Annotated in this window: 19 protein-coding genes; 1 reads left to right on the top strand and 18 read right to left on the bottom strand. The window is 46.7% G+C overall.

Features of this window, described 5'->3' with window-relative positions; translation table 11 throughout:
* Positions 1 to 300: 300 nt before the first annotated feature.
* From GCWU000182_RS06540 to GCWU000182_RS06505, 8 genes are all read right to left on the bottom strand, one after another.
* Positions 301 to 4,608 (bottom strand): PolC-type DNA polymerase III, encoded by a 4,308-nt coding sequence (locus GCWU000182_RS06540; protein ID WP_023392022.1) that lies wholly within the window; start codon positions 4,606 to 4,608, stop codon positions 301 to 303.
* A 119-nt stretch (positions 4,609 to 4,727) separates the two neighbouring features.
* Positions 4,728 to 5,996, bottom strand: a complete 1,269-nt coding sequence (gene rseP, locus GCWU000182_RS06535; protein ID WP_023392021.1) for an RIP metalloprotease RseP — start codon at positions 5,994 to 5,996, stop codon at positions 4,728 to 4,730.
* A gap of 131 nt (positions 5,997 to 6,127) precedes the next feature.
* Positions 6,128 to 6,922, bottom strand: coding sequence for a phosphatidate cytidylyltransferase (locus GCWU000182_RS06530; protein ID WP_023392020.1), 795 nt, complete (start codon positions 6,920 to 6,922; stop codon positions 6,128 to 6,130).
* On the bottom strand, positions 6,919 to 7,650 hold the full coding sequence (locus GCWU000182_RS06525; RefSeq protein WP_023392019.1) for an isoprenyl transferase: 732 nt from the start codon (positions 7,648 to 7,650) through the stop codon (positions 6,919 to 6,921). Before GCWU000182_RS06525 ends, GCWU000182_RS06530 begins: the two co-directional genes overlap by 4 nt.
* 109 nt (positions 7,651 to 7,759) lie before the next feature.
* Positions 7,760 to 8,665: a YitT family protein gene (locus tag GCWU000182_RS06520; RefSeq protein WP_023392018.1), complete on the bottom strand. Its 906-nt coding sequence runs from the start codon at positions 8,663 to 8,665 to the stop codon at positions 7,760 to 7,762.
* 6 nt (positions 8,666 to 8,671) lie between these two features.
* A complete protein-coding gene (locus tag GCWU000182_RS06515; protein ID WP_023392017.1) occupies positions 8,672 to 9,112 on the bottom strand; it encodes a hypothetical protein in 441 nt (146 codons plus the stop codon).
* A gap of 127 nt (positions 9,113 to 9,239) precedes the next feature.
* Positions 9,240 to 9,455 (bottom strand): YneF family protein, encoded by a 216-nt coding sequence (locus GCWU000182_RS06510; RefSeq protein WP_023392016.1) that lies wholly within the window; start codon positions 9,453 to 9,455, stop codon positions 9,240 to 9,242.
* 67 nt (positions 9,456 to 9,522) lie between these two features.
* A complete protein-coding gene (locus GCWU000182_RS06505; protein ID WP_023392015.1) occupies positions 9,523 to 9,774 on the bottom strand; it encodes a DUF896 family protein in 252 nt (83 codons plus the stop codon).
* Positions 9,775 to 9,855: 81 nt separating this feature from the next.
* Between GCWU000182_RS06505 and lexA the strand changes: the two genes are divergently transcribed.
* The gene (gene lexA / locus GCWU000182_RS06500) at positions 9,856 to 10,473 is read left to right on the top strand and encodes a transcriptional repressor LexA (protein WP_023392014.1); all 618 of its coding nucleotides are present in this window, start codon (positions 9,856 to 9,858) and stop codon (positions 10,471 to 10,473) included.
* A 53-nt stretch (positions 10,474 to 10,526) separates the two neighbouring features.
* Here lexA and GCWU000182_RS06495 read toward each other — a convergent pair whose 3' ends face one another.
* The 10 genes from GCWU000182_RS06495 to rpoD all read right to left on the bottom strand — a co-directional run bounded on the left by GCWU000182_RS06495 (position 10,527) and on the right by rpoD (position 23,317).
* Positions 10,527 to 11,039 carry an adenine phosphoribosyltransferase gene (locus GCWU000182_RS06495; protein WP_023392013.1) on the bottom strand — a complete coding sequence of 171 codons (513 nt, stop codon included), beginning with the start codon at positions 11,037 to 11,039 and terminating at the stop codon, positions 10,527 to 10,529.
* Positions 11,039 to 13,372, bottom strand: coding sequence for a single-stranded-DNA-specific exonuclease RecJ (gene recJ / locus GCWU000182_RS06490; RefSeq protein ID WP_023392012.1), 2,334 nt, complete (start codon positions 13,370 to 13,372; stop codon positions 11,039 to 11,041). The genes GCWU000182_RS06495 and recJ overlap by 1 nt, the downstream gene beginning before the upstream one ends.
* A 3-nt stretch (positions 13,373 to 13,375) precedes the next feature.
* Positions 13,376 to 13,897, bottom strand: a complete 522-nt coding sequence (locus GCWU000182_RS06485) for a LapA family protein (RefSeq protein ID WP_023392011.1) — start codon at positions 13,895 to 13,897, stop codon at positions 13,376 to 13,378.
* Positions 13,898 to 13,900: 3 nt separating this feature from the next.
* A complete protein-coding gene (locus GCWU000182_RS06480; RefSeq protein WP_023392010.1) occupies positions 13,901 to 14,710 on the bottom strand; it encodes an SDR family NAD(P)-dependent oxidoreductase in 810 nt (269 codons plus the stop codon).
* Positions 14,695 to 15,645 carry a ribonuclease Z gene (gene rnz / locus GCWU000182_RS06475; protein ID WP_035364252.1) on the bottom strand — a complete coding sequence of 317 codons (951 nt, stop codon included), beginning with the start codon at positions 15,643 to 15,645 and terminating at the stop codon, positions 14,695 to 14,697. The genes GCWU000182_RS06480 and rnz overlap by 16 nt, the downstream gene beginning before the upstream one ends.
* Positions 15,646 to 15,677: 32 nt before the next feature.
* On the bottom strand, positions 15,678 to 17,531 hold the full coding sequence (locus GCWU000182_RS06470) for an acyltransferase family protein (protein WP_023392008.1): 1,854 nt from the start codon (positions 17,529 to 17,531) through the stop codon (positions 15,678 to 15,680).
* Between the two features lie 9 nt (positions 17,532 to 17,540).
* Positions 17,541 to 18,845, bottom strand: a complete 1,305-nt coding sequence (gene obgE / locus GCWU000182_RS06465; RefSeq protein ID WP_023392007.1) for a GTPase ObgE — start codon at positions 18,843 to 18,845, stop codon at positions 17,541 to 17,543.
* 37 nt (positions 18,846 to 18,882) lie between these two features.
* A complete protein-coding gene (glyS, locus tag GCWU000182_RS06460) occupies positions 18,883 to 20,928 on the bottom strand; it encodes a glycine--tRNA ligase subunit beta (protein WP_023392006.1) in 2,046 nt (681 codons plus the stop codon).
* 3 nt (positions 20,929 to 20,931) lie between these two features.
* Positions 20,932 to 21,825, bottom strand: a complete 894-nt coding sequence (gene glyQ / locus GCWU000182_RS06455; RefSeq protein WP_023392005.1) for a glycine--tRNA ligase subunit alpha — start codon at positions 21,823 to 21,825, stop codon at positions 20,932 to 20,934.
* A gap of 352 nt (positions 21,826 to 22,177) precedes the next feature.
* Positions 22,178 to 23,317, bottom strand: a complete 1,140-nt coding sequence (rpoD, locus tag GCWU000182_RS06450) for an RNA polymerase sigma factor RpoD (protein ID WP_023392004.1) — start codon at positions 23,315 to 23,317, stop codon at positions 22,178 to 22,180.
* Between the last annotated feature and the right edge of the window lie 6 nt (positions 23,318 to 23,323).

The raw sequence follows: 23,323 nt of genomic DNA, 5'->3' as shown, positions 1-23,323 counted from the left end.
ATACTAGGATTTGTGAGATAGTTTCTCATTAATAGACTAGATTTACTCCTATATATCTAAAACTAAAAGGCATCGCCATAAAAAAGACGAACGTTCCACTTAAGCGAATCCCCTTTCACATCGCTTTTCTAGTAGTTAATAGCCAGTTAGCTGTTCTAAAACAGATTAAATATAGTGATAGACAATTGCAGATAGGACGACTAAAGGATAGCAAAGTTAGAAAGGAGAACATCTGCCTATATTACAAGCAGGTGTCAAAACAGTAAAAAACGCCTGCCACTAGGCAGACGTTGTCATGCATTAAAAGAGACTAAGTTGATCTGAGTCAGGCAGGCCATTAAGGACACCTTGTTCACTTAAGTAATCAAGAATGGTCTTTGAGACCTTACCGCGTTTCTGCAAGTCCTCCTTAGATAAGAACGGTGCTTCCTGACGCGCCTTAATGATCTGTTGGGCCACGTTGGCACCCAAACCAGGTACAGCTCGGAAAGGTGGAATTAAGCTATTGCCCTCAATGATAAAGCAATCGGCATCAGACTTCTCTAGACTGATCATTTGGAAGCTAAGGCCACGCTCCAACATCTCATTAGCCAATTCTAAGACCGTTAAGAGGTTCTTGTCCTTGACTGAAGCATCAAAGCCCTTATCATTGATTTCGCGAATACGGCGCTTAACCATTTCCTTTCCTTGGTGCATGGCCACGATGTCAAAGTCATCTGCCCGCACTGAGAAGTAGGCAGCATAGTACATAATAGGCATGTGAACCTTGAAATAAGCAACCCGCAAGGCCATGAGGACATAGGCAGCTGCGTGGGCTTTAGGGAACATATACTTAATCTTCAAGCAGGAATCAATATACCACTCAGGCACCTTCTTGGCCCGCATTTCTGCCTGCCAATCCTCTGGAATCCCCTTCCCTTTACGGACTGACTCCATAATCTTGAAGGCTAAGCCATCCTCTAAACCATAGTAAATCAGGGTGACCATAATATCGTCACGACAGCCGATTACCTTAGCCAGTGGCGCAATCTTATTCTTGATGAGTTCTTGGGCATTTCCCAACCAAACATCGGTCCCATGAGAGAGTCCGGAAATTTGCAGTAGCTCGGCAAAGGTAGCCGGTTTGGATTCTTCCAACATACCGCGTACGAAGCCTGTTCCAAACTCAGGAATCCCTAGCGTACCAGTTTTAGAGAAGATTTGCTCTGGTGTTACCCCTAGGACTTCGGGACTAGAAAAGATCTTCATGACATCCGGATCGGTCGGTGGAATAGTCTTAGGATCTATCCCCGATAAGTCTTGTAACATACGAATCACGGTTGGGTCATCGTGCCCCAGAATATCTAGCTTGAGAACGTTATCGTGAATGGAATGGAAGTCGAAGTGGGTAGTCCGCCACTCGGCTGTCACTTCATCAGCAGGATATTGAATTGGGGTAAAGTCATAGACATCCATATAGTCGGGAATTACGATAATCCCACCCGGGTGCTGACCGGTTGTCCGTTTAACCCCTTCAATCCCCTTAGCCAGACGTTCCTTTTCAGCTTGTGGTAAGAATTGTTGGGCTACCTCTAGATAGCCTTTAACATAACCAAAGGCAGTTCGTTCCGCAACCGTCGAAATAGTTCCTGCCCGATAGACATAGTCTTCACCAAAGAGTTCCTTGGTGTAGGCGTGGGCGCGCGGTTGATATGCCCCAGAGAAGTTCAAATCAATATCAGGTACCTTGTCACCATAGAAACCAAGGAAGGTTTCGAATGGGATATCCTGCCCATCCTTATTAAGGGCGTGGCCACAGTGAGGACAGTCTTTGGCTGGCAGGTCATAACCCGAACCAACCGAACCGTCAGCAATAAACTCTGAGTATTGGCAGTTTGGACAATAATAATGTGGAGCCAATGGGTTAACCTCGGTAATACCCGTCAAGGTCGCCACTAGGGAAGAGCCCACCGAACCACGGGAACCCACGAGATAACCGTCAGACACTGACTTGTGTACCAATTTCTGTGAAATCAGATAAATAACCGCAAATCCATTCCCAATAATGGACTTGAGTTCCTTTTCAATCCGCTTCTCTACAATCTCAGGCAGAGGGTCGCCATAGAGCTCTCTGGCCCGTGTATAGGAGAGTTCCGTAATCTCTTCGTTGGCGCCAGGAATGTTTGGCGTGTAAAGCTTGTCCTTGATAACTTCGACTTCTTCTACCATATCCGCAATCTTCTGAGGATTGGTGATGACTAGCTCATAGGCTAAGTCCCGTCCTAAAAAGTCGAATTCTGCCATCATCTCGTCGGTCGTCCGGAAATGAACAGGCGGCAGATGCAGGGTCCGGTTGGCATTAATCTTCATGGAACGCAAGAGAATTTCGCGGTAGATAGCGTCCTTAGGTTCTAAATAATGAACATCCCCTGTCGCCACAACTAGCTTGTTCTTGTCTTGACCCAGACGGACCATCTCTTTCATGATGGTTTCTAAGTCAGCTTCGCTACGAATTAATTCCGTCTCGATTAAGGGGCCATAGACAGACTTAGGTTGGAGCTCGATGTAATCATAGAAATCAACCAGTTTCTCCGCTTCATCGTAGCCCTTTTGCATCATGGCAGTAAAGACTTCCCCATTGGAACAAGCTGTCCCAACTAAGAGATTGTCCCGATACTTGGTCAACAAGCTACGCGGAATACGAGGTTCGCGGAAGAAGTATTGAACGTTGGAGGCTGAAATTAACTTAAAGAGATCTTTAAGCCCTTCTTGGTTTTTAGCAATCAAAGTGGCATGGAAAGGTCGAGCCTGTTTATAGCTATCCCCTTTCCCTACTTGCTCGTTAAGCTGTTCATGACGGACCATGCCATATTGTTCTTTGGCTTGATCCAATAGCTTGTAGCAGACATAACCGGTTGTCTCAGAGTCGTAAACGGCCCGGTGGTGTTGCTCCAAGGTCACGCCATAATGCTTAGCCAAAACATTGAGACGATGGGAGCGCATGTCAGGGTTAACCAAACGTGACAGTTCCAGCGTATCGATGACGGGCTGATCAGGCACTGGCATGCCCAGACGCGCATAGGTCTTATTCAAGAAGCCCATATCGAAGCTGGCATTGTGAGCCACGAGAATGGTATCTTTGGAAAATTCAGCGAAGCGCGCCATAACCTCTGCTTCTGGCGGCGCATCGGCTAACATAGCATCCGTAATCCCGGTCAATTCAGTAATCATGGCCGACAAATGGTAACCTGGGTTGATAAAGGCTTCAAAAGTATCGATCACCTCGCCATTCCTCATTTTAACCGCTGCTAACTCAATGATGCGGTCATAAACAGAAGACAGACCCGTGGTCTCCACGTCGAAGACAACATAGGTCGCCAGATCTAAGTCAATGGCTTGCGGATTATAGGCAATCGGCTCACCGTCATTAACCACATTAGCTTCAATCCCATAGAGAACCTTAATGCCATGTTTCTTACCTGCCGCATAGGCATCAGGAAAGGCCTGTGCGCCTGCATGGTCGGTAATAGCAATAGCTGAATGGCCCCAGGCAGCTGCTTGGGCAATCAAATCCCCCACCTTGTTGGTGGCATCCATTTGGCTCATATTGGAGTGCAAATGGAGCTCAATCCGTTTGGCACCGTCCACTCCCTGGTCTTGGCGGGCGGCCTTGGAGATTTTGCGAATACTACGCGGCGAGAAGTCCATCTCTCCCGTGAAGTTATCGGCCTTAAGGCTACCTTCTAGGCGGACCCAATCCCCCTTCTTGAAGAGGCCAAAGGACTCCTTCTTAATGTTACGCCCCGCCATTAGTTTGGCCGTAATGGAGGAAGTATAGTCGGTCACCTTCATAATCATGAGCTGGGAACCTGAGCGGAGCTCGCGGACTTCATAGTCAAAAATATAACCTTCAATGATCTGATTAAAGGGATTGTCGTAGACATCCTGAATTGAAATGGCTGGCGTATCCGGAATGTCCTTACCAATTTGAGGAATGTCTGTATTCTCTACGACCACCTTGCTTTGTTCTTGGCGTCGTTGTTCTAATTGAGCCAGTTCTTGCCGATCGCGCTCCACCTCAGAGGCTAGATGTTGTTGAGCCTGAAGCTTAGCCTGCTCGCTGGCCTGATCATCTACCAGATAGACTAGTTCCCAGTCATTCAATTGGTTTTGGGCCAGTTTGAGTTTGAAGGCTTGGTCATAGCGGGTTTTAACCACCTGAACTTGATCTTCAGTCGCCAAGCCAACTTGGATTTGGCCATCCTTGACCTGATAGGTGGCATTGGCCAAAGCGCGCTTAATAAAGCTCGATTCCTGTCCCATTACCCCTAAAATGGATTGCCAGTAATCAAGCATTTGACTCTCATCTAGTTTAGTCGGTGCTTGATAATTCCACCAGACTTCAGTCTTGGCAATGCCCTCGAAGGCTAGACGCATATGGTGCATAAGGGCTTCATAGACGTGGGGATGGAGGCGTTCCACCTGACTTAAGGTAAAATGCCATTCCCCAGATTTAGCGTGAACCTTAACCGATTCAATCTGAGTCTGGGCCAGTTGGGCCAGCATGTCTGCGTCCTGCAGCCCAATTTGGTCCAATAGATGTTCAAATAATTGGCGATTCTTGGCCATAAGTTCCCTCCGTCCACGGTGATTTGCATACCTTCTTATTATAGCATACGCCCCCTTTAAAATCACCTGAGGGCAATGCTAAAAAAGAGACCTACACTCGGTAGATCTCTTACTCAAAATTATGGTTGGAAGAGTCGGCTGATATCATTCCAGGTGACAGCCAGCATAAAGGCCACTAAGATTAGGGCCCCAATGATAGTTAAAATCCCTTCTTTTTCTTGAGATAGAGGCTTACCTCGCACACCCTCAATGGCATTAAGCACAATCTTACCTCCATCCAAGGCAGGAATTGGTAATAGGTTGAAGGCGCCAATATTGGCTGACAGCAAGCCGGTTAGGAACAGCACTGGCATAAAGCCCTCAGAAGCTGCTTTAGAGGTAATCTGAGCAATTGCCACAGGTCCACCGAACTGATTGAGGTTGAGTCCACGAAGGAAGATACCCACAATAGCGGCAGCTACACCCGTGATTTGAGACCAAGTTGCGGTGAAGCCATAAGCAATCTTTGCCCAGAGATCTTGAGTCTCTGGTTGCGCTACGCCAATTCGCCCAATCGTTGCTTGATCCACTTGGTCAGCCCGGATAGCAACTGGTAATGTTAAGTCTTGGTCGCCACGATGGACTGAGAAATCTACCGTTTGACCTGGCTTGGATTGAATAGCTTGCACCATTTGACGCCAGTTGGAAACCTTGCTTTCCCCAATGGCATCAATCCGGTCACCTGACTGTAGCCCTGCTTGAGCAGCAGGCGAATCTGGTTCAATATAACCTAAGACATTGGCCTCAACCGGTACTCCACCTGGGCGGACAAAGGCCACCACAACAAAGATCAAAATAGAAAGAATAAAGTTATTCATCGGTCCCGCTACATTGGTCATGAACTTAGCCCATGGCTTAGCGGCGCCATAAGTGACTTGACGCGGCGCCACTTGGATACTAGACCCGTCTGCTTCAATGATGCGGGCCTTGTGGTCAACTTGATAGGTTACCAAGTCTTGACTGCCGAGCGGTAAGCCTGTAATAGTCATGGCATCTGTTAAATCCAACTGATCCACTTGCACGGGTACTTCGTCTTCAAGGGCCACTTTCGAGGTATTAATGCGGGTCACTAGCCCGGCTTCATTCAAGACAAGGCCTACTTGCATACCGGCTTGAACTGCATCTTGATCCTCACCTAGCCCTGCTAGACGAACATAGCCTCCTAGGGGAATCATGCGAATGGTATAGAGTACGCCGTCCTTGCCCTGATGGCTGAAGAGCTTAGGCCCCATCCCAATGGCAAATTCGCGCACCAGGATACCAGCCTTACGGGCAAAGTAAAAATGGCCGAATTCATGAATACTTACGATCACGGTAAAAACAAGTAAAAAGACAATCAATGCTTGCATGGTCAACTTCCTTTATCTATTTCAATTCAAAAAAATTTGCTTAACTTAACCTCTTAAATATACCCTAATTAGGCTCATAATGCAAAAATAGTCAACCAAACTCAAAAGATAGAGTTTGGTTGACACGAGGACTATTTTAACCAGTTAAACCAGGTCATGAGTAGAAAACTGGTAAAAAGGGTTGAATCAAAGCGATCTAAGACCCCGCCATGGCCGGGCAGGAACTTACCAGAGTCCTTGACCCCAAAATGCCGCTTAAAGGCTGACTCTACCAAATCTCCTAGCTGACCTAAAACTGACAAGGCCATGGCCAGTAAAATATAGTGCTCTGAGCCCCCTAAATGTGGATCGAAGAAGTAATTATAGAGCACTGCGATGACGACCGCACTGACAATTCCACCTAGCGAACCTTCAATGGTCTTATTAGGACTCAATTGAGGCGCTAGCTTATGCTTGCCGAAACGTCGGCCAACGATATAAGCCCCAGAATCGGTCGCAAAAATAATCGCAAATTGGAAAATAACTAAGTCCAAACTAATTTGTCGTAACTCAATCAAGTAACGGAAGCCATAGCCTATATAGAGGGCGCCAAAAATCAAAAGAGCTGCTTCTTCAATGTTGAAGGTCTTGTACTCGTAGACCGTTAGGACCAAAAGTAACATACAGCAAATATAGAAGAGATAGGTAAATTTCAGACCTGGGATCAAGGCAGATTGATAGTTACTGGGCAGAATCATAAGGGCTACGGCAATGGTCGCAATGACCCCAACCAAGTTAAAGTATTCAATCTTCTTCATATTGGCTAGTTCAAATAAGGCCATAATCCCTAAAATTAAGAACATGCCCGTAAAGACCTTGCCCCCTACCACCACAACCGGAATCAGGACGGCTAAGGCCGCCAGGGCGCTGATTACTCTTACTTTCATTCAGTATCCAACACCTTTCCAAATCTTCGTTGTCGGCTGGCGTAGACCGCTAGGGCCTGGTCAAAATCGCCTTCATCAAAATCAGGCCATAGACGTTCAGTGAAATAAAACTCACTATAAGCCGCCTGCCAGAGTAAGAAGTTGCTGAGACGCTCTTCCCCACTGGTCCGAATAATCAAGTCCGGATTGGCTAATGAACCAAACTTGGCAGTTTCCAAATTTTGGCCAATTAAGTCAGGGGTGATGTCTTCCGGCTTCAAAGTCCCACTAGCTACCTGACGGGCTAAAGTCTGAACCGCATGGCAAAGTTCGTCTTGAGAGCCATAGTTGATGGCAAAGTTCAAAATCAGGCCAGTACAATGAGCCGTATCGGCAATAGCTTGCTTGAGGACCTTGCGAGTGGCTTCTGGCAGGCCTTCCAAGTCACCAATGGTCTCTACCCGCACATTCTGTTCCAATAACTCAGGCACAAACTTGGCAAAAAACTCCTTAGGCAACTTCATCAAGAAACTGACTTCTTGTTCAGGTCGTTTCCAGTTCTCAGTTGAGAAGGCATAGACCGTCAGCATCTTAACGCCCAGTTGATTGGCACGTTTGGTGATTTTCTTAATGGTATCGACACCTTTTTTGTGTCCTGCTACCCGAGGTAGGAAGCGTTTCTTAGCCCAACGGCCATTCCCATCCATAATGAGCGCAACGTGCGCAGGTACCTTACTTAAGTCAGCCATGCCAAGCCCTCCTGTCTTCAAATTCCACTATATTATAACAAACTCTGCCTCTGATTGAAACGATTTAAACTAAAAATCCCCTCTGAAACTATCAGAAGGGATTTGATCATTAAACAACTGATTCTTTTCTAAAGTCGGCCTGTTGCTCTCGATTTAAGAAATTACCGGTCACCATGGTGGACTGGACCACATTAATGAAGGCCTGGGAATCAACTGAAAGCACTGCTTGCTGCAAATCATAGAGTTCATAACGACTTAAGACTACCATTAGGACTTGCTTGGGCTGATGCGAAAAGGCGCCCTGCCCTTCTAGGAGAGTGACGCCACGGATGACCCGTTCCTGGATGGCCTTGACCACTTGGTTAGGGTCTTGGCAAATCACAAAAGCAGTCAAACGTTGCTCACCTGTATGGATAGCATCAATGACCATCCCCGCAATAAAGATGGCAATACAACTATAGAGAGCATATTCCCAACTATTGAGGAAACCAGCTCCTACTATGACCAAACCATTGGTCAAAAAGGACATAAAACCGACATTGCGTCCTGTTTTCTTAGCAATCAAGAGGGCAATAATATCAAAGCCACCACTGGACATACCAAACTTAATCAAGAGGCCGACCCCTATACCCGAAATTACCCCACCTGCAATGGCAGCTAACAGGGTATTATCGGTCACCTGTTGAATCGGCACCCAGTTACTAACCAAGGTGGACAAGAAAATACTGGTCACGGTTAAGATAGAAAAGCGCCGTCCCAAATAGAGCCAACTCAAAATCATCAAGGGAATATTGAGAATAAAATAGAGATTACCGGCCGTTAAGAGATTAGCTAAGGGAGTATCCTTGAAGACGGCCAAGATAATTTGCGCCAAACCAGGCACGCCATTAGAAAAAATCAGATTAGGGACATAGAACAAGTTGAGGGCAACTGCAAAACAAAGGGCTGAAAGCCATAATACAAGGCCAGACAGGATTCTTTGTCCTTGACTGGAGCGAACAAAAGACGTCAGCATGAAGTTTTACACCTCAGCAGAAGGTCCTAAACCAGCAGTTAAGGCTTCTACCATATCCTTCGCAATAGCTGAACCATAGACAATGGTTTCATAGAGCGGTTGTGGGTCCACGCTAGCCCGCATCAAGTTACGTTGGAAGATTTCCCCATCGCCCGCTAAATAAAGGGCAAAATAACCAGTACGAGTTTCATTTAATTCGTTAATCAATTCCAAGGCTTGCGCACGTTGCTTATAGTCTTTCAACATGTGAACGTGACGGTAGATGACTTGAGCATCACAATATGGTAAGTCTGAATTTTGAACAATGACTTCCACAATCAAGTCCCGAACTGGGGTTACACCAAAACGGAAACGGTAGAGATGGTGGCCTCCTTCAATCTCCAAGTATTCAGCTGGTAGTTCTTTCTCAGCAATGAGTTTGTCGAAATTTTCCTTGATAATAGACATAGAGCTTCCTCCTCAATTTGACTTTCAATACTCTTATAGTGTACCACGTTTGCTAGGACTTTTCATCTGTAAGTAAAGCGCCTGGATAAGAAAAAGTCCACCATTAGGCGGACTTTGATTCTCTTGATTATTGACGAACCTTCATTTGGGCCATGATTTGTTGAACCTTCTTCTTAGATGGTTTTTGACCCATTGAAGCCATCATTTGCGTAATCATGCGCTCATCAATTGGTGGGTTTTCCTTAAAGTATTTCATCATGTAACGGCGCGCCATAAAGAAGCCACCAACAAATCCGCCGATTAAGGCGACTACGACAATGATTAACCAAATCCATGTTTGCACTGCCTTCTCCTCACTTTCTTTTCATATTACTCTTCTATTTTACACAACTTTCCGTCAAAAGCCTAGTCTAATCTTCTAAATGACGGTTATGAATTTTCTTTTCTTTTTGAATCTGTTTGAGTTTGTCAGGGGTCACATCGGTCCCCTCTTGGTCGACAATCTTCATACCTTCAATATGATTGCGCATGCCATGGCGTAAGCTAGCCAAGTATTCTTGGCGTAAAGCCGCTTGTTCTTGGGCTTCTTCAGGGGTTAAACCCTCACTTTTCTTCTTACGAGCTAAGACATTGATGCGCTCAATTTTTTCTTGTGATAACATTAGACACCTCCACGAACATTCGTTTGCATTTCGATTGATAAGTATGCTATAATAGGCTTAAGATATAAGGAAGGTGAGGACATGACGACATTATCCACTAAACAATTAACCATACTCTCATGTATCCATGAGGCCATTGAAGCCAACGGCTATCCCCCTACTGTGCGGGAAATCGGTGCAGCAGTAGGACTTGCTTCTACTTCAACTGTACACGGCCATCTAGCACGTTTAGAACGGGCTGGTTATATTATTCGTGACGCCAGCAAGACCCGGGCCATCGAACTTTCTCCCCTAGCTCAGGAAGCCTTGGGCATCCAACCCCAACAAATTCCCTTGCTAGGTCAAGTTGCTGCTGGTGCGCCTATTCTGGCCATCGAACATGCCACAGATTACTACCCTATTCCACCTGGCTTAGAGCGCTATGAACCTAGCGAACTCTTCATGCTAGAAATTAAGGGTGAGTCCATGGTTAATATTGGCATTCTAGATGGCGACTACATCACGGTCCGCCGTCAAGCAAGCGCCAATAATGGTGATGTCGTAGTTGCCATGACCGAGGATAATGAAGCCACCTGTAAGACCTTCTTCAAGAAATCCGATCACGTCATCCTACGACCAGAAAACGACCATATGGACGATATCATTTTGCCTCAGGTGACCATCCTAGGTAAGGTTGTCTCCCTTTACCGTTATTTCTAAGTCTATTATAGCCATGCCCTCAGTCTATGACTGGGGGCATATTTTTGATGCTTTTAGTATTGCATTAAAGCCTTGTAGTCATATCCTGCTAATTTTTCTTTCCCGTTTAAGTCAACGAGTTCAATTAGGAAGGCACAACCAACGACAACGCCGCCTAATTTTTCAACTAGGTCGATGGAAGCCTTAATGGTCCCACCTGTTGCCAAGAGGTCATCGGTAATGAGGACACGTTGGCCTGGTTTAATAGCATCTTCATGCATAGTTAAAGTTGCGGTACCATACTCCAATTCATAGTCCACATCAACTGTTGGACGAGGCAATTTACCTTTCTTACGGACTGGCGCAAACCCAATCTCTAATTCATAGGCAACTGGACAGCCCACGATAAAACCTCGCGCTTCTGGACCTACAATCACATCTACTTGTAATTCACGGGCGTAGTCTACTAATTGTTTAACTGATTCGTGATAAGCCGGGCCATCTGCCATGAGAGGGGTAATATCACGGAAAACAATCCCTTCTTTTGGATAGTCCATGACTTTAGCAATATAATTCTTCAATTCCATTATGACTTAACTCCTAATTTTTTAACATATTCTTTTATTTGTTCGAGGGTGGCAAAGACTAAGGCTTCTTCGCTGTCCATAGCGGCTTGATAAGCCCGGTAGGCAGCAGTTTCTTCCAAGTTAGTGTTCTGATGACGACTAGCATCTTGGACTGCCACTTGCCCCTCTTCAATTGATACAAAACCTGCTTCATAGAAGACATGAAACATTAATTTGAGTTGAACTGGATTAATGGCCAGTCCTTGGCTGATTTCTGCTAACCTAGCCCGCAAATTGAAGGGCTCCTGGCTGACTAACCAGCGATAAAGTTTAGCGAAGTCAGCCCTTTGTGGCAGACCTGCCAAATATTTGGATTCTTTGGCATAGAGCACCAAGTAGAAGGCCTGCCAATCCTGACTAAGCACTATCTGGTCCAAGTCCGACATTTGCTTGGGTGGCTCTAAAAGCACAAGCCCCTGATAATTGGCTAGATTGGCCTCTTGGGCTTCTTGGTAGGTCATCAGGCCAGAGCCAGGCTGAAGGCGAGAAGAAACTTGAGCCTTAACTGCCTCGCGCTGACATACATAGACCACTTGATCCAGCTGCCAGAGACGACCTTGTTGGCCACTTGCCCGCCAATCATACCAGGCAGCACCTGAGACCCCAATATCAGACAGGAGTAGCTGAGGGCTGATTCGATTTTGCCATTTGTTCAAATCCAAATGGCCTACGGCTGTCAGACTATCTCCCACTTGTCGATCTCGCATGCGATCAGCAAAATCAAAACCGATAGCATTAAGCTCTTGCCCATCCTGGCCTAGGACTAGCTTAGCATGCTGGCCATTAGTCCCAATCAAACGCATTTGGTTGATCTTGGCCTCCTCAATGGCAAAGACAGGCTTATCATTATCCATGCCGAAAGGACCCAGTAACTGAACTTCTTGAATGAAATCAGTCCCTACTTCCCCTAACTTTAAAGATAAATCAATGGTCAGTGGCGCTTTCCTGGTCCCAATGTCTGTTTGAACTTGGGCCTTGGCCTGCAAGGCTGAGACAAATTCTTGCCATTGATCTTGGGCAACGGTCATACCTGCTGCTTGGGCATGACCACCAAATTGAGCAAGATGCTCCTTAATATCGGTCAACCAGTCAAAGAGATGGACAGCTTCTGTTGAACGCCCACTCCCCTTATATTGACCTTCATCTGCCTGATACTGGAAGATGAGGGCTGGACGCTGGTAGTGTTCGCTCAAGCGACCGGCCACAATCCCAACAACTCCAGCTGGCCAGCTAGGATCTGACTCAATAATAATATGAGGAATCGGCCCCTGCCCCAGTCTTTGGCTGACCTGATCCATAATCTTAGCCACCAGGTCCTTACGTTCCTGGTTTTTTTCGTTAATTAAGGCTAATAGCTCTTGGGCTTCTTCCTCATCCTGGGTTTTGAGCAGTTCCAAGGCTGGCGTCGGATCGCCTAAACGGCCAATAGCATTAAGCCGAGGCCCAATGGTAAAACCAATTGTATCGGCCGTCATGTTTTCCATATCGACTTGCTCTTCTTCCAGCATTAATCGCAACCCGATACGCATGGTATCGCGCATAAGCTGGAGACCACTCAGAACAATGGTCCGATTTTCGTCACGCAGGGAGACTACATCACTGACTGTCCCAATGGCAGCTAATTCCACTAACTCAGTTGGTACTTCGCCTAATAAGGCTGTGGCCAACTTCAGGGCAACCCCTGCCCCACTCAAATCTGGGAAGGGGTAATGGCCTTGTGGATGTCTGGGGTGAACCACAGCATAGGCTGAAGGCAAGGTGGCTTGGACCTCATGGTGGTCTGTTACAATGACATCCACACCAGCTTGCATAGCCCATTTGATGGCTTCAAAACCTGCCACCCCATTATCGCAAGTCAAAATCAACTGAACACCTTGGTTGACAAAGTCCTGGTAGCGAGCCAAATTAGGCCCATAACCATCTACCAGACGATTGGGCACATAGTAAATAACTCGCGCACCCAACATCTCCAAGGTCTCATAGAGAATCAAGGTTGAGGTAATGCCGTCAGCATCGTAGTCACCGTAAATTAAGATGACTTCTTGGTCCTCGATGGCTGCCTGGATTCTTTCCACAGCGCGTTCCATGTCATAAAGTAGGAAAGCATCGTGGAAGGTTTGGGGCATCTGATTAGTCGCGTTCTTGATTTCTTCCAAAGTCTCAAGTCCACGCGCCAAACATAGCCGCAGAAAAGTGTCACTATAGCCTAAACCGGCTTGCTGCCATTCAGCCACCTTGTCTTGCCAATCGTCCGGCAAGCTTCGGTATTGCCACTCATAGTGTGTCAAGTTCATGCTCTACCCCCTCGAAACCTGAGGATCCTCATCATCTTGCAAACTCTCTTCAAATTCATCCACACTGTCTTCAAGTTCTTGAGCTGATTGGTCCAAATCAGCCTCTAAGTCACTGGTCTCTTCTTCTTGCGCTTGGCTTTGAGAATCAGCCTCTACTTGTGCCTTCAAATCAGCCAAGGCTTTTTGAAGATTGGCAATTTCTTGATTCTTTTCTTCAAGATTGGCCTGATACTGGGCTTCTAATTCCGCCTTAGTTGTTTCAAAACTAGACTGTTCTTTACTAAGGGCTTCGCGCTCCTTATTCAAGTTCTTGATAGCGGCACGATTAGCCATGTGACTGGATAAAGAAGACAAGAAACCAATTAAGAGCCCAAAGAGAATCGAAATCAATAAGACTAAGACCATAGGCATCTGAGCTTGGAAGAAGAGGAAGGTTACCTGCACATTGTTAACGTTTTGTAGGGCAAAAACCACCACTAAAATAACTGCACAGACTCCTAAAATTAATTTCCATTGTTGACGCATGGACTATTCCTCCTTCAAATTAAACAAGCGGGCGGCTAAGAAATCTCCAGCCTGTGGGAATAAGCCGTAGAGCTTTGAAGCAAAGGCTAACTGCCAAGGCAGATTTAATTCTCGTTTGACTTGCTTGCGTTTCATATTGGCTACAATGCGACTAGCCAGCTCATCCGCTTCAAGACTGAAGGCCTCGACTACTTGGGCGTAGGCTAACATTTGTGGCGAACGATCGAAGAAAGCCGTCTTAACTGGCCCCGGATTGATGGTGGAGACTTGAACAGGCGTCTCATAGAGTTCCAGTCTCAGGGCATCAGCATAAGCGATAATAGCCGCCTTAGACGCTGCATAAGCGCTAGTCATAGCGGTCGGGATTTTACCCGCAATAGAGCCTACTAAGTGAATTTGTCCCGGACCACCTTGGTTCAACTGCTGGATAGCCACCAACTGGCTCAAGTACATCATGCCGAAGACATTGACTTGGAACATATCTACTACTGCTTGAGGTTGATTATCTGAGAAGGCTTGGAAGTCGCCATAGCCTGCATTACTGAAGAGAATGTCAATACGACCAAAGGCTCCAAGTGTCGCCTCAACTAGTGTCTCAATTGCTTGAGGCTGAGACATATCCGTTACTTGGACTAGGACCTCTGTGCCCCACTGATCTTCTAGCTCTTGAGCTAGGGCTTGCAGGCGGTCCTGACGTCTGGCAGCCAATACTAACTTACAGCCTTCTTGGGCCAATTGGTGGGCCACTGCTTGGCCAATACCACTCGTCGCACCCGTGATGATGACGACTTGCTTATCTAAGCTTCTGGACATGAGCTGTCTCCTCCAATCACATCAAACTCATCAAAGTCATAGACCAGTCGCGCACCTTCAAAAATGCGGCGTGCTTGGTCTTCTAATTGCTTGGCGTCCCTGCCCATATAGCGGGCGCTAATATGGGTTAGGTAGAGGGCTTTAACATTGCTTGCCTGAGCCACTTGAGCGGCCTGACGGCTAGTCGAATGATGATAAGAGGCCGCCATCCGTGCTTCACTTTCTTCAAATGTACATTCGTGGACTAAGGCATCTGCATCTTGAGCTAGTTCTTGAATGGCATCACAGGTCTTGGTATCTCCCAGGATGGTGACCACTCTTCCCTCTCTGGCTGGCGCTAGAAAGTCCTGTCCGTTAAGGACGGTGCCATCCGCTAAGGTGACGGTCTCACCGCGTTTGAGCTGACCAAAAATGGGCCCGTTAGGAATCTGATAGGAAGCCAGTCGATCGACTAAAAGCTCGCCGCTGGTTCTTGGCTCCATGATTCGATAGCCAAAGCTTAAAATACCATGGTTGAGTGCCTGATAATCCACCAACCAACCCTTGCCTAAATCTAGACGACCTCCCTTAGGGGATAGTTCAACAATCTCTAAGGGATATAGCAGACGTGATTTGGACAAGCGTAAGGCCGACTCGACAAAGTCCTTAATCCCCGATGGCCCGTAAAGGGTCAGGGGTTGATCGCCTCCTTGGAAGGAACGCGAGCTAAGGAAACCAGGCAGACCAAAGATATGGTCGCCATGTAGGTGGGTAATGAAAATCTTGGTGATTTTTCGAGGTTTAAGAGAGGTTTCTAAAATTTGATGTTGGGTAGCTTCACCACAATCAAATAGCCAAACCTCATTGAGTTCATCAAGGAGTTTGAGGGCTAGAGCACTCACATTACGATTGCGGCTTGGGACACCCGCCCCAGTACCTAAAAATAATAACTTCATGCTCATTTCCTTTCTGTTTATTTGCCAATTTCTTAGCGATTTTGCGCTATTTGATTGGCAACGAATTTAGCAAATTCCAGGGCACCGGTTGGGTTTGGATGGATGCCATCCTCATAGTACCAATCATCGTGGCCCTTGGCGTAGGTCCGCCAGTCAATGACTTTGACATTAGAGTAGCGGTTGGCTGCGGCGAAGAGACGATTATTGGCATCTTCTACCCAGACCTTATCAACCGAAGAAGTCACAAAGTACTGCTCCCGGTCCGTCCCAATAGCGTTAATATAGTCATTCAGCTGACCATCTGTAAAGGTCCCGTTAGAGCCTAGGACGGTCACTACCGTCCCCTTGAGCTTACCAGAGGCCTTAAGGCTATTGATAACCTCATTACTTTGGTAGAGCTGACGACCAATCTGACCATCAACAATCGCCTTAGGAAAGACTTCCTTAACCTTATCAGCTGACGCTAAGAGAATAGAGTCCCCCACAAAGGTTACTTCAAGGGCGTTTGCTTGTAGGAGTTCTTGACGGTTAAGGCCTTCAATGTTATTGATGACCTTGGTTTCCTGACTTTCCGGCTCCTTAGTCTCCTCCACCAATTTTTGGTTAGATTCAATAACAGTTGCTAACTCATCGGCTGCCTTGTTCTTCTGTTCTGGCGTAATAGCCAAAGCTACTAAACCAATGGTTGACACTAAGAGATAGCTAATCGCCAGGGTCTTAATGCCCCAAAGGCTAGCCCGGTGTTGAACCAGGTAACGCACTCGCGCTTGGGTTTGTTTCCAGTTGAAATCTTGACCAAATGGCAAGATCAAGCGACGCCGTTCGAAGAGTTGGTAGGAAATTTCCGCCATCAACATAATCAATAGGAACTGAACTCCGACTGAAATCCAAATATTATGGAAGCCATTCAAACGGTCTGGAATGACCAAGTGGATTGGGTAAAACCATAGGTAGTAAGATAAGCTGCGTTTACCGAAAAAGGTAAAGACTGGCAGACTTAAGAGCTTATGTAGCCAGGTTGAGGGATGGAGACTGACAATGACAAATACCATGGACAGCAAAGTAAAAAGCAACATCCCAAAACGGTAGGCAAAGGGTTGCGTCCCATACATAAAGAGCAACATAAAGGTCATTAAGATGACACTGGCAATCCCAATCCCATTAAAGACCTGTTGCTGACGCTTGGATATAACTTTTGGCTTGAGATGGACTGGGAAGAGATAACCTAATGCCCCACCAAAGGTAAAGGCAAAGGCCCTTGTTAACAAATCATAGTAAATCCGACTTGGATCCTGGCCATCTTGATAGAGATAACCTAAGAGTACTGCCGAGGCAATGGATAGAGCCACCAACATAATGGCAGCAGTAGCTGGATTACGATGCCAGGAATAGACTAGTTTGACCACAAAAGGCGTCAAGAGAATCAGCTGGGCATAGATGGAAATGTACCAGAGATGGGTAAAGGCACTCGGATTGGCCGCCTGGACAAAGTAGGATTGGTTGGACAAAATCTGATAGTAGTTGTTAACGAAGAAAAGGCTAGAAAAACCCATATTACGCAAATTATAGAAATAATCCGGCGCAAACAAGGCAATATAGGCTGCTACCAGCAAGACCATAAACAAGGTTGGGAAGAAAATTCGTTCCAGTCTGGACTTAAGATAGGATTTAATCGAGACTGATTTTCTCAGCGTAGGTGCCGTATAGAAATGCCGGAAAGCGAAGAAACCCGCTACCATCAAGAAGGCATTAACGGCCAGAAAGCCCCCAGGCAAGATATGCTGGAAGAAATAATAGGTCAGAATTAAGAGGATTAAGACCCCACGATAGCCGTCGAAGAAGGCCAAACGAGGACTTTTAGTGGATGTTTTATTGGTCACGCGCATCCCCTCCCCTTAATCCATGAATTCAAATTGATAGCCGGCTAAATCAACTAGGTCACCGGATTCAGCCCCTGCTTCACGTAAGGCTTGGTCTACACCCATAGACCGTAATTGGCGGGCAAAACGCGCCACGCTCTCGTCGTGGGCCATATTGGTCATGGCATAGAGTTTTTCAATCTTAGCCCCTGACAATTGCCAGTAACCCGCATCAAGCTTGGTTAAAGTGAACGGCACTTCCTCTTCTAATTGGTAATGCACTTCTTCTGGCTCTTCCTCAAATAAAGGAATAAAGTCAGAATTTTGTACCAAGTCATAGGTAAAGGCCAAGAGTGGCTTGAGCCCCTTGGCTTGCCAAGCAGATACTTCAAAAATAGCGGGCAAGGCTAAGCCTTCTTGTTGGCAATAGGCTTCTAGCTGCTGCTTGAAGCTAGGTAAATTCTCTTGGGCTTGGCTTTGGTCCATCTTATTGGCCACAATGACCATAGGACGTAAAAGTAATTTCTCGTGATAGGAAGCTAGCTCATGCATGATATCGAGGTAATCTTGGAAGGGATCCCGTTCATGGGTCGCTGCCATGTCAATGACATGTAGCAAGACCTTGGTCCGCTCAATGTGGCGGAGGAAGTGAATCCCCAAGCCTACCCCTTGCGAGGCTCCTTCAATCAGACCTGGCATGTCAGCCACAATAAATTCCTGGTCGTAATTGAGTTTGACCACGCCCAGGTTAGGGGTTAAGGTCGTAAATTGATAGTCTGCGATTTTAGGTTTGGCATTACTAATAACAGACAAGAGCGTCGATTTTCCTACACTTGGGTACCCTACCAAGCCTACATCAGCCAGAACTTTTAGCTCTAATTGCAGGTCGGCTTCTTCACCTGGCTCGCCATTTTCGGCGATGGAAGGAGCCGGATTCTTATGGGTAGCAAATTTAATATTGCCGCGTCCACCACGACCGCCCTTAGCAACGACACATTCCTGGCCTTGTTCTACTAGGTCGGCTAGCAATTTGTCAGTCGCAGCATCGCGGATAATGGTACCAGGTGGAACCGACACAATTAGGTCTTCCGCAGCCTTACCATACATGCCTTTGCTCATACCATTTTCGCCGTTTTTGGCCTTAAAGTGACGATTATAACGGAAATCCATCAGGGTCCGCAGGCCTTCATCCACTCGGAAGATGACACTGCCACCCCGACCGCCGTCACCGCCGGCCGGCCCGCCATCTGGGACATACTTTTCGCGTCGGAAGGCCACCATACCGTCGCCGCCTTTACCGGCTTTGACTGTGACCCTTGCACGATCTAAAAAGGTCGACATTGAAAGCACTCCTTTCTCTAACTCATCTAGTTGAGTCTTAAAATTTATTAATCAATAAGCGTGAATCAAAGAGTTCCAAGACTGCCTCTGTCAGCACCTTGAGGGTAGCCAAACGGTTAGCTCGAATAGTTTCATCGTCGGCATTAACCTTATTGTCATCGAAGTAGGCTTCAATAACTGGCACTAGGTTATCCAGATACATGTAGAGGGCATCAACTGAAATCTTGTATTGGTCAATTTTAGCAGCTGCTTCTAGTAGCTTAGCCTCAGAATCAGTTTGAGCTAAGTCTAAGTTAAGCTGAGTTTCTTCTTGAACCTTAGCTCCCAGATTGACCACCCGGGTAATAGCTTCTAAGAAGCGTTTATAGGCTGTTGGGTTCTTATCCTTGTGGGTCTTGAGGAAATGCGCCACATAGTTGGCCTTACCCACTTCTAAGTGCTTAGCTGCTCCAATCCCTTGGATTTGGTCCATATCGACAGATTGGTTACGTAAATGCACAGCAACCCGTGCCCAGACAAAGTCTGCTAGCTGCTTCAAGAGTTCTTGGTCCCCTTCTTGGGCTTCCACTAGCTGCTTAAAGACTGGTAACAAGTCTAATTCCCAACCGCGATCTAAGAGAATCTCCACAATCCCCATAGCCGTACGACGAAGGGCGTAAGGGTCGTTAGAACCCGTTGGAATTAAGCCAACCTTGAAGTATTGGAACAAGGTGTCAAGCTTATCAGCCAAGGCCAAGAGCGCACTCGCATCTTGGTTTGGTAGCGCACCACCGCTAGTCGTTGGCAGGTATTGGGTCCCAATGGCTTGGGCAACCAAGGCCTCTTCCCCATAATGGCGGGCGTAAATTTCCCCGATTTGACCTTGGAGTTCGTCGAACTCGCCAACCACTTGGGTCATGAGGTCAAACTTGTAGATCTGGCTAGCACGTAAAGCTGCCTCATAAGACGCTTGATCTAAGTTTAGATTACTTTGTAGTTGACGAATTAAGGCGCCAACACGGACTTGCTTGTCAGCCAAAGTGCCTAACTTAAAGTGTTCATTAACGTTGGCTAGTTTATCGACAAAGAAGTTTAAGTCATGCTTGAGGTCTTCTTGATAGAAGAATAAGGCATCTTCCAAGCGAGCCCGCAGGACTTTTTGGTTACCTTTGACGACGTTGGCTAAGTGCTGATCATTCCCGTTACGTACTGAGATGAAGACAGGCAAGAGCTCACCTTTAGCATCTAAGGCATAGAAATAACGTTGGTGATCACGCATAGCCGTAATCAAGACACAGTGTGGTACTGATAAATACTTGTCTTCGAAGTCGCCATAGAAGACGGTTGGCCATTCGACAATAGCCGTCACTTCTTCAAGCAAATCTTCATCCACTGGTACTTGCCAGCCTTGAGCTGAAGCTAAATTAGCCAATTGTTGGCGGATATTGGCCCGGCGTTCTTCAAAATCCACTAGGACGTGTTGTTCACGTAAAGCCTCCACATAGTCTGTAGCTTGTGCTAAGGTCACATCATGGCCTAAGAAACGATGGCCACGAGAGATGCGGTCTGATTTAACGCCAACAAACTCTAATGGCACCAAAGCTTGGTCTAATAGGGCCACAATCCAGTGAATTGGACGAATGAATGGGGTCTCGTAGTCATGCCAAGTCATGGTGACTGGGAAGGTCATGGCTTCCAAGACCCGGTTAAGACCTAACAAGACCTGGTCTGCAGCTTGACCTGGCAAATGCTTGTTCACGAAGATATAGTCTTCGCCTTTGATGCTTTCTATGATTACATCTTCTTGGCTAGCGCCTTGACCTTTGATGAAGCCAAGGGCTGCTTTGGTCCAATTGCCTTCTGCGTCTTTGGCGATTTTTAGGGATGGGCCTTTTGCCTTGGTCGATACATCCTGACTACGCTCAGCCAAACCGTGGACCAGGACCGCCAAACGGCGTGGTGTAGCGTAGGCGCTGAGACTTTCGTAAGCTAAGCGCTCTTCTGCTAAGAAGTCAGCCACCCGTTTTTCTAATTGTTGTGATAAATCTAAGAGGAAGCGTGCTGGAATTTCTTCCATGCCAATTTCAAGTAAAAATTCTGCCATGGTCTAGGCCTCGCTTTCTGAATTTTTAAGGAGTGGGAAGCCGAGGGCTTCACGCTCAGCCACAAAGGCTTGGGCAACGGAACGCGCCATCTTACGAATACGACCTAAGTAGCCGGCCCGGTCTGATACGGAAATCATGCCACGCGCATCGAGTAAGTTGAAGGTATGGCTACACTTGAGGATGTAGTCATAGGCTGGATGGACCAAACCTAAGTCAATCAATTTAAGTGCTTCTTGCTCAAACTCAGTAAACAAGGTGAAGAGCAAGTCGCTATTGCTTTGTTCGAAGGCATAAACAGAATGCTCACGTTCAGGTTGACGGAAGATATCGCCATACTTGACGCCTTCCACCCACTCCAGTTCATAAACATCTTCAACGTCCAAGATATACATGGCCAAACGCTCTAAACCGTAGGTAATCTCGCTTGTCACAGGATGGCACTTAAGCCCCCCTACTTGTTGGAAGTAGGTAAATTGGGTAATCTCCATCCCATCAATCCACACTTCCCAACCTAAGCCGGCACAGCCCAGAGAAGGATTCTCCCAGTTGTCTTCAACGAAACGAATGTCATGCTCCAAAGGATCAATCCCAATGGCTTCTAAACTCTCAAGATAGAGCTCTTGCACGTTAAGGGGCGATGGCTTCATGACGACCTGTAATTGGTGGTGCTGGAAGAGACGGTTAGGGTTCTCCCCGTAACGACCATCTGCTGGTCGTCTGGAAGGTTCGACGTAGCAGGCATTCCAAGGTTCTGGGCCAATGGCACGTAAGAAGGTGTAAGGGCTCATGGTCCCTGCCCCTTTCTCCGTATCATAGCTTTGTAAAACCAGACAGCCTTGCTTAGCCCAAAATTGCTGTAAGGTCATGATAATGTCTTGCATGGTTTTCTTCTTCATGATGCTTCCTCCTTTATAGCGGGGACGGCAAACCCCTGGCGACAAATAAAAAGTCCCTATGGTAATCCACTGACCACCATAGGGACGAAGATAACTTCGCGGTTCCACCCTATTTCTAGTTACATTGAACTAGCGCTTCATTTATGCCTATGAGTGACTTAAAAACTACCATCGATTCGCTCTGGCTTCCACCGTCCCAGAGTCGCTAAGCTATCTTCTTTTAATTGCGCTTTTAATCCCTTTTATTATAGGGCATAACGGCCTTTAAGTCAAGCAAAGTCGCGCTTTTAATGACCATAGGCGCCCTGTTATTTTGCTTAAACAGGACGCCTATCAGGCTTCGATATCTTGCTTATTCTAAGAAGTCTTTTAATTGTTTGGAACGACTTGGATGGCGAAGCTTGCGCAAGGCTTTGGCTTCAATCTGACGAATCCGCTCACGGGTCACGCCAAAGACTTTCCCTACTTGTTCTAGGGTCCGGATGTTACCGTCGTCTAAACCAAAGCGAAGACGTAAGACATTCTCTTCGCGGTCGGTTAAGGTATCTAAGACATCTTCTAATTGCTCACGCAATAGTGCCGAAGAAGTGAAGACTTCTGGACTCATGGCCCCCTCATCTTCAATGAAGTCACCTAAATGAGAGTCGTCCTCTTCCCCGATTGGTGTTTCTAAGGAAACAGGCTCTTGGGCAATCTTGAGGATTTCACGGACTTTTTCAGTTGGTAGGTCCATTTCCGCTCCGATTTCTTCAGGTGTTGGTTCGCGACCTAAATCTTGCAGTAGCTGTCTTTGGACCCGAACCAGCTTGTTAATGGTTTCCACCATGTGAACTGGAATCCGGATAGTACGGGCTTGGTCGGCGATGGCCCGGGTAATGGCCTGACGAATCCACCAGGTAGCATAAGTCGAGAACTTAAAGCCCTTGGTGTGGTCGAATTTTTCAACGGCCTTCATCAAGCCCATGTTCCCTTCTTGAATTAAATCCAGGAACTGCATGCCACGGCCCACATATCGTTTGGCAATGGATACCACTAAACGCAGGTTGGCTTCTGCCAATTCTTGCTTAGCAATGTCGTCGCCGCCTTGGATACGAACGGCCAGGTTGATTTCTTCCTCAGCGCTCAAAAGTGGCACATTCCCAATTTCCTTAAGGTACATACGTACTGGGTCACTCACCTTGAGCTTGGAAGTCGCGGTTTTAGATTCAGCGGCTAAATCAGCCTGCAATTGTTCTTCTTCGCGGACCATTTGTTGCTTGGTTGGTCCCCCATCATCACCGACAACGGAGACCCCATTATCTTCGACGATTTGAATTAAGGTATCAATCCCGTCAGCATCTAATCCGTAAGGGCTGGCGATTTTCTCCGTTAATTCGTCATAGTGGACTTGCCCTTCTGATTTTTTAGCAAGAATGAGGGCTTGGACTGCCTCAAGATAAGGTGAGGCGACGTCTTGATTTGGAGTTAACTTTAGATCTTTTTCTTCAGCCATAAAAAA

Origin of the sequence: Abiotrophia defectiva ATCC 49176 (genome assembly GCF_000160075.2) — a bacterium.
GTDB classification, from domain to species: domain Bacteria; phylum Bacillota; class Bacilli; order Lactobacillales; family Aerococcaceae; genus Abiotrophia; species Abiotrophia defectiva.
Note: the sequence above shows the minus strand (reverse complement) of the source record. Positions and strands in the feature narration are given on the sequence as shown.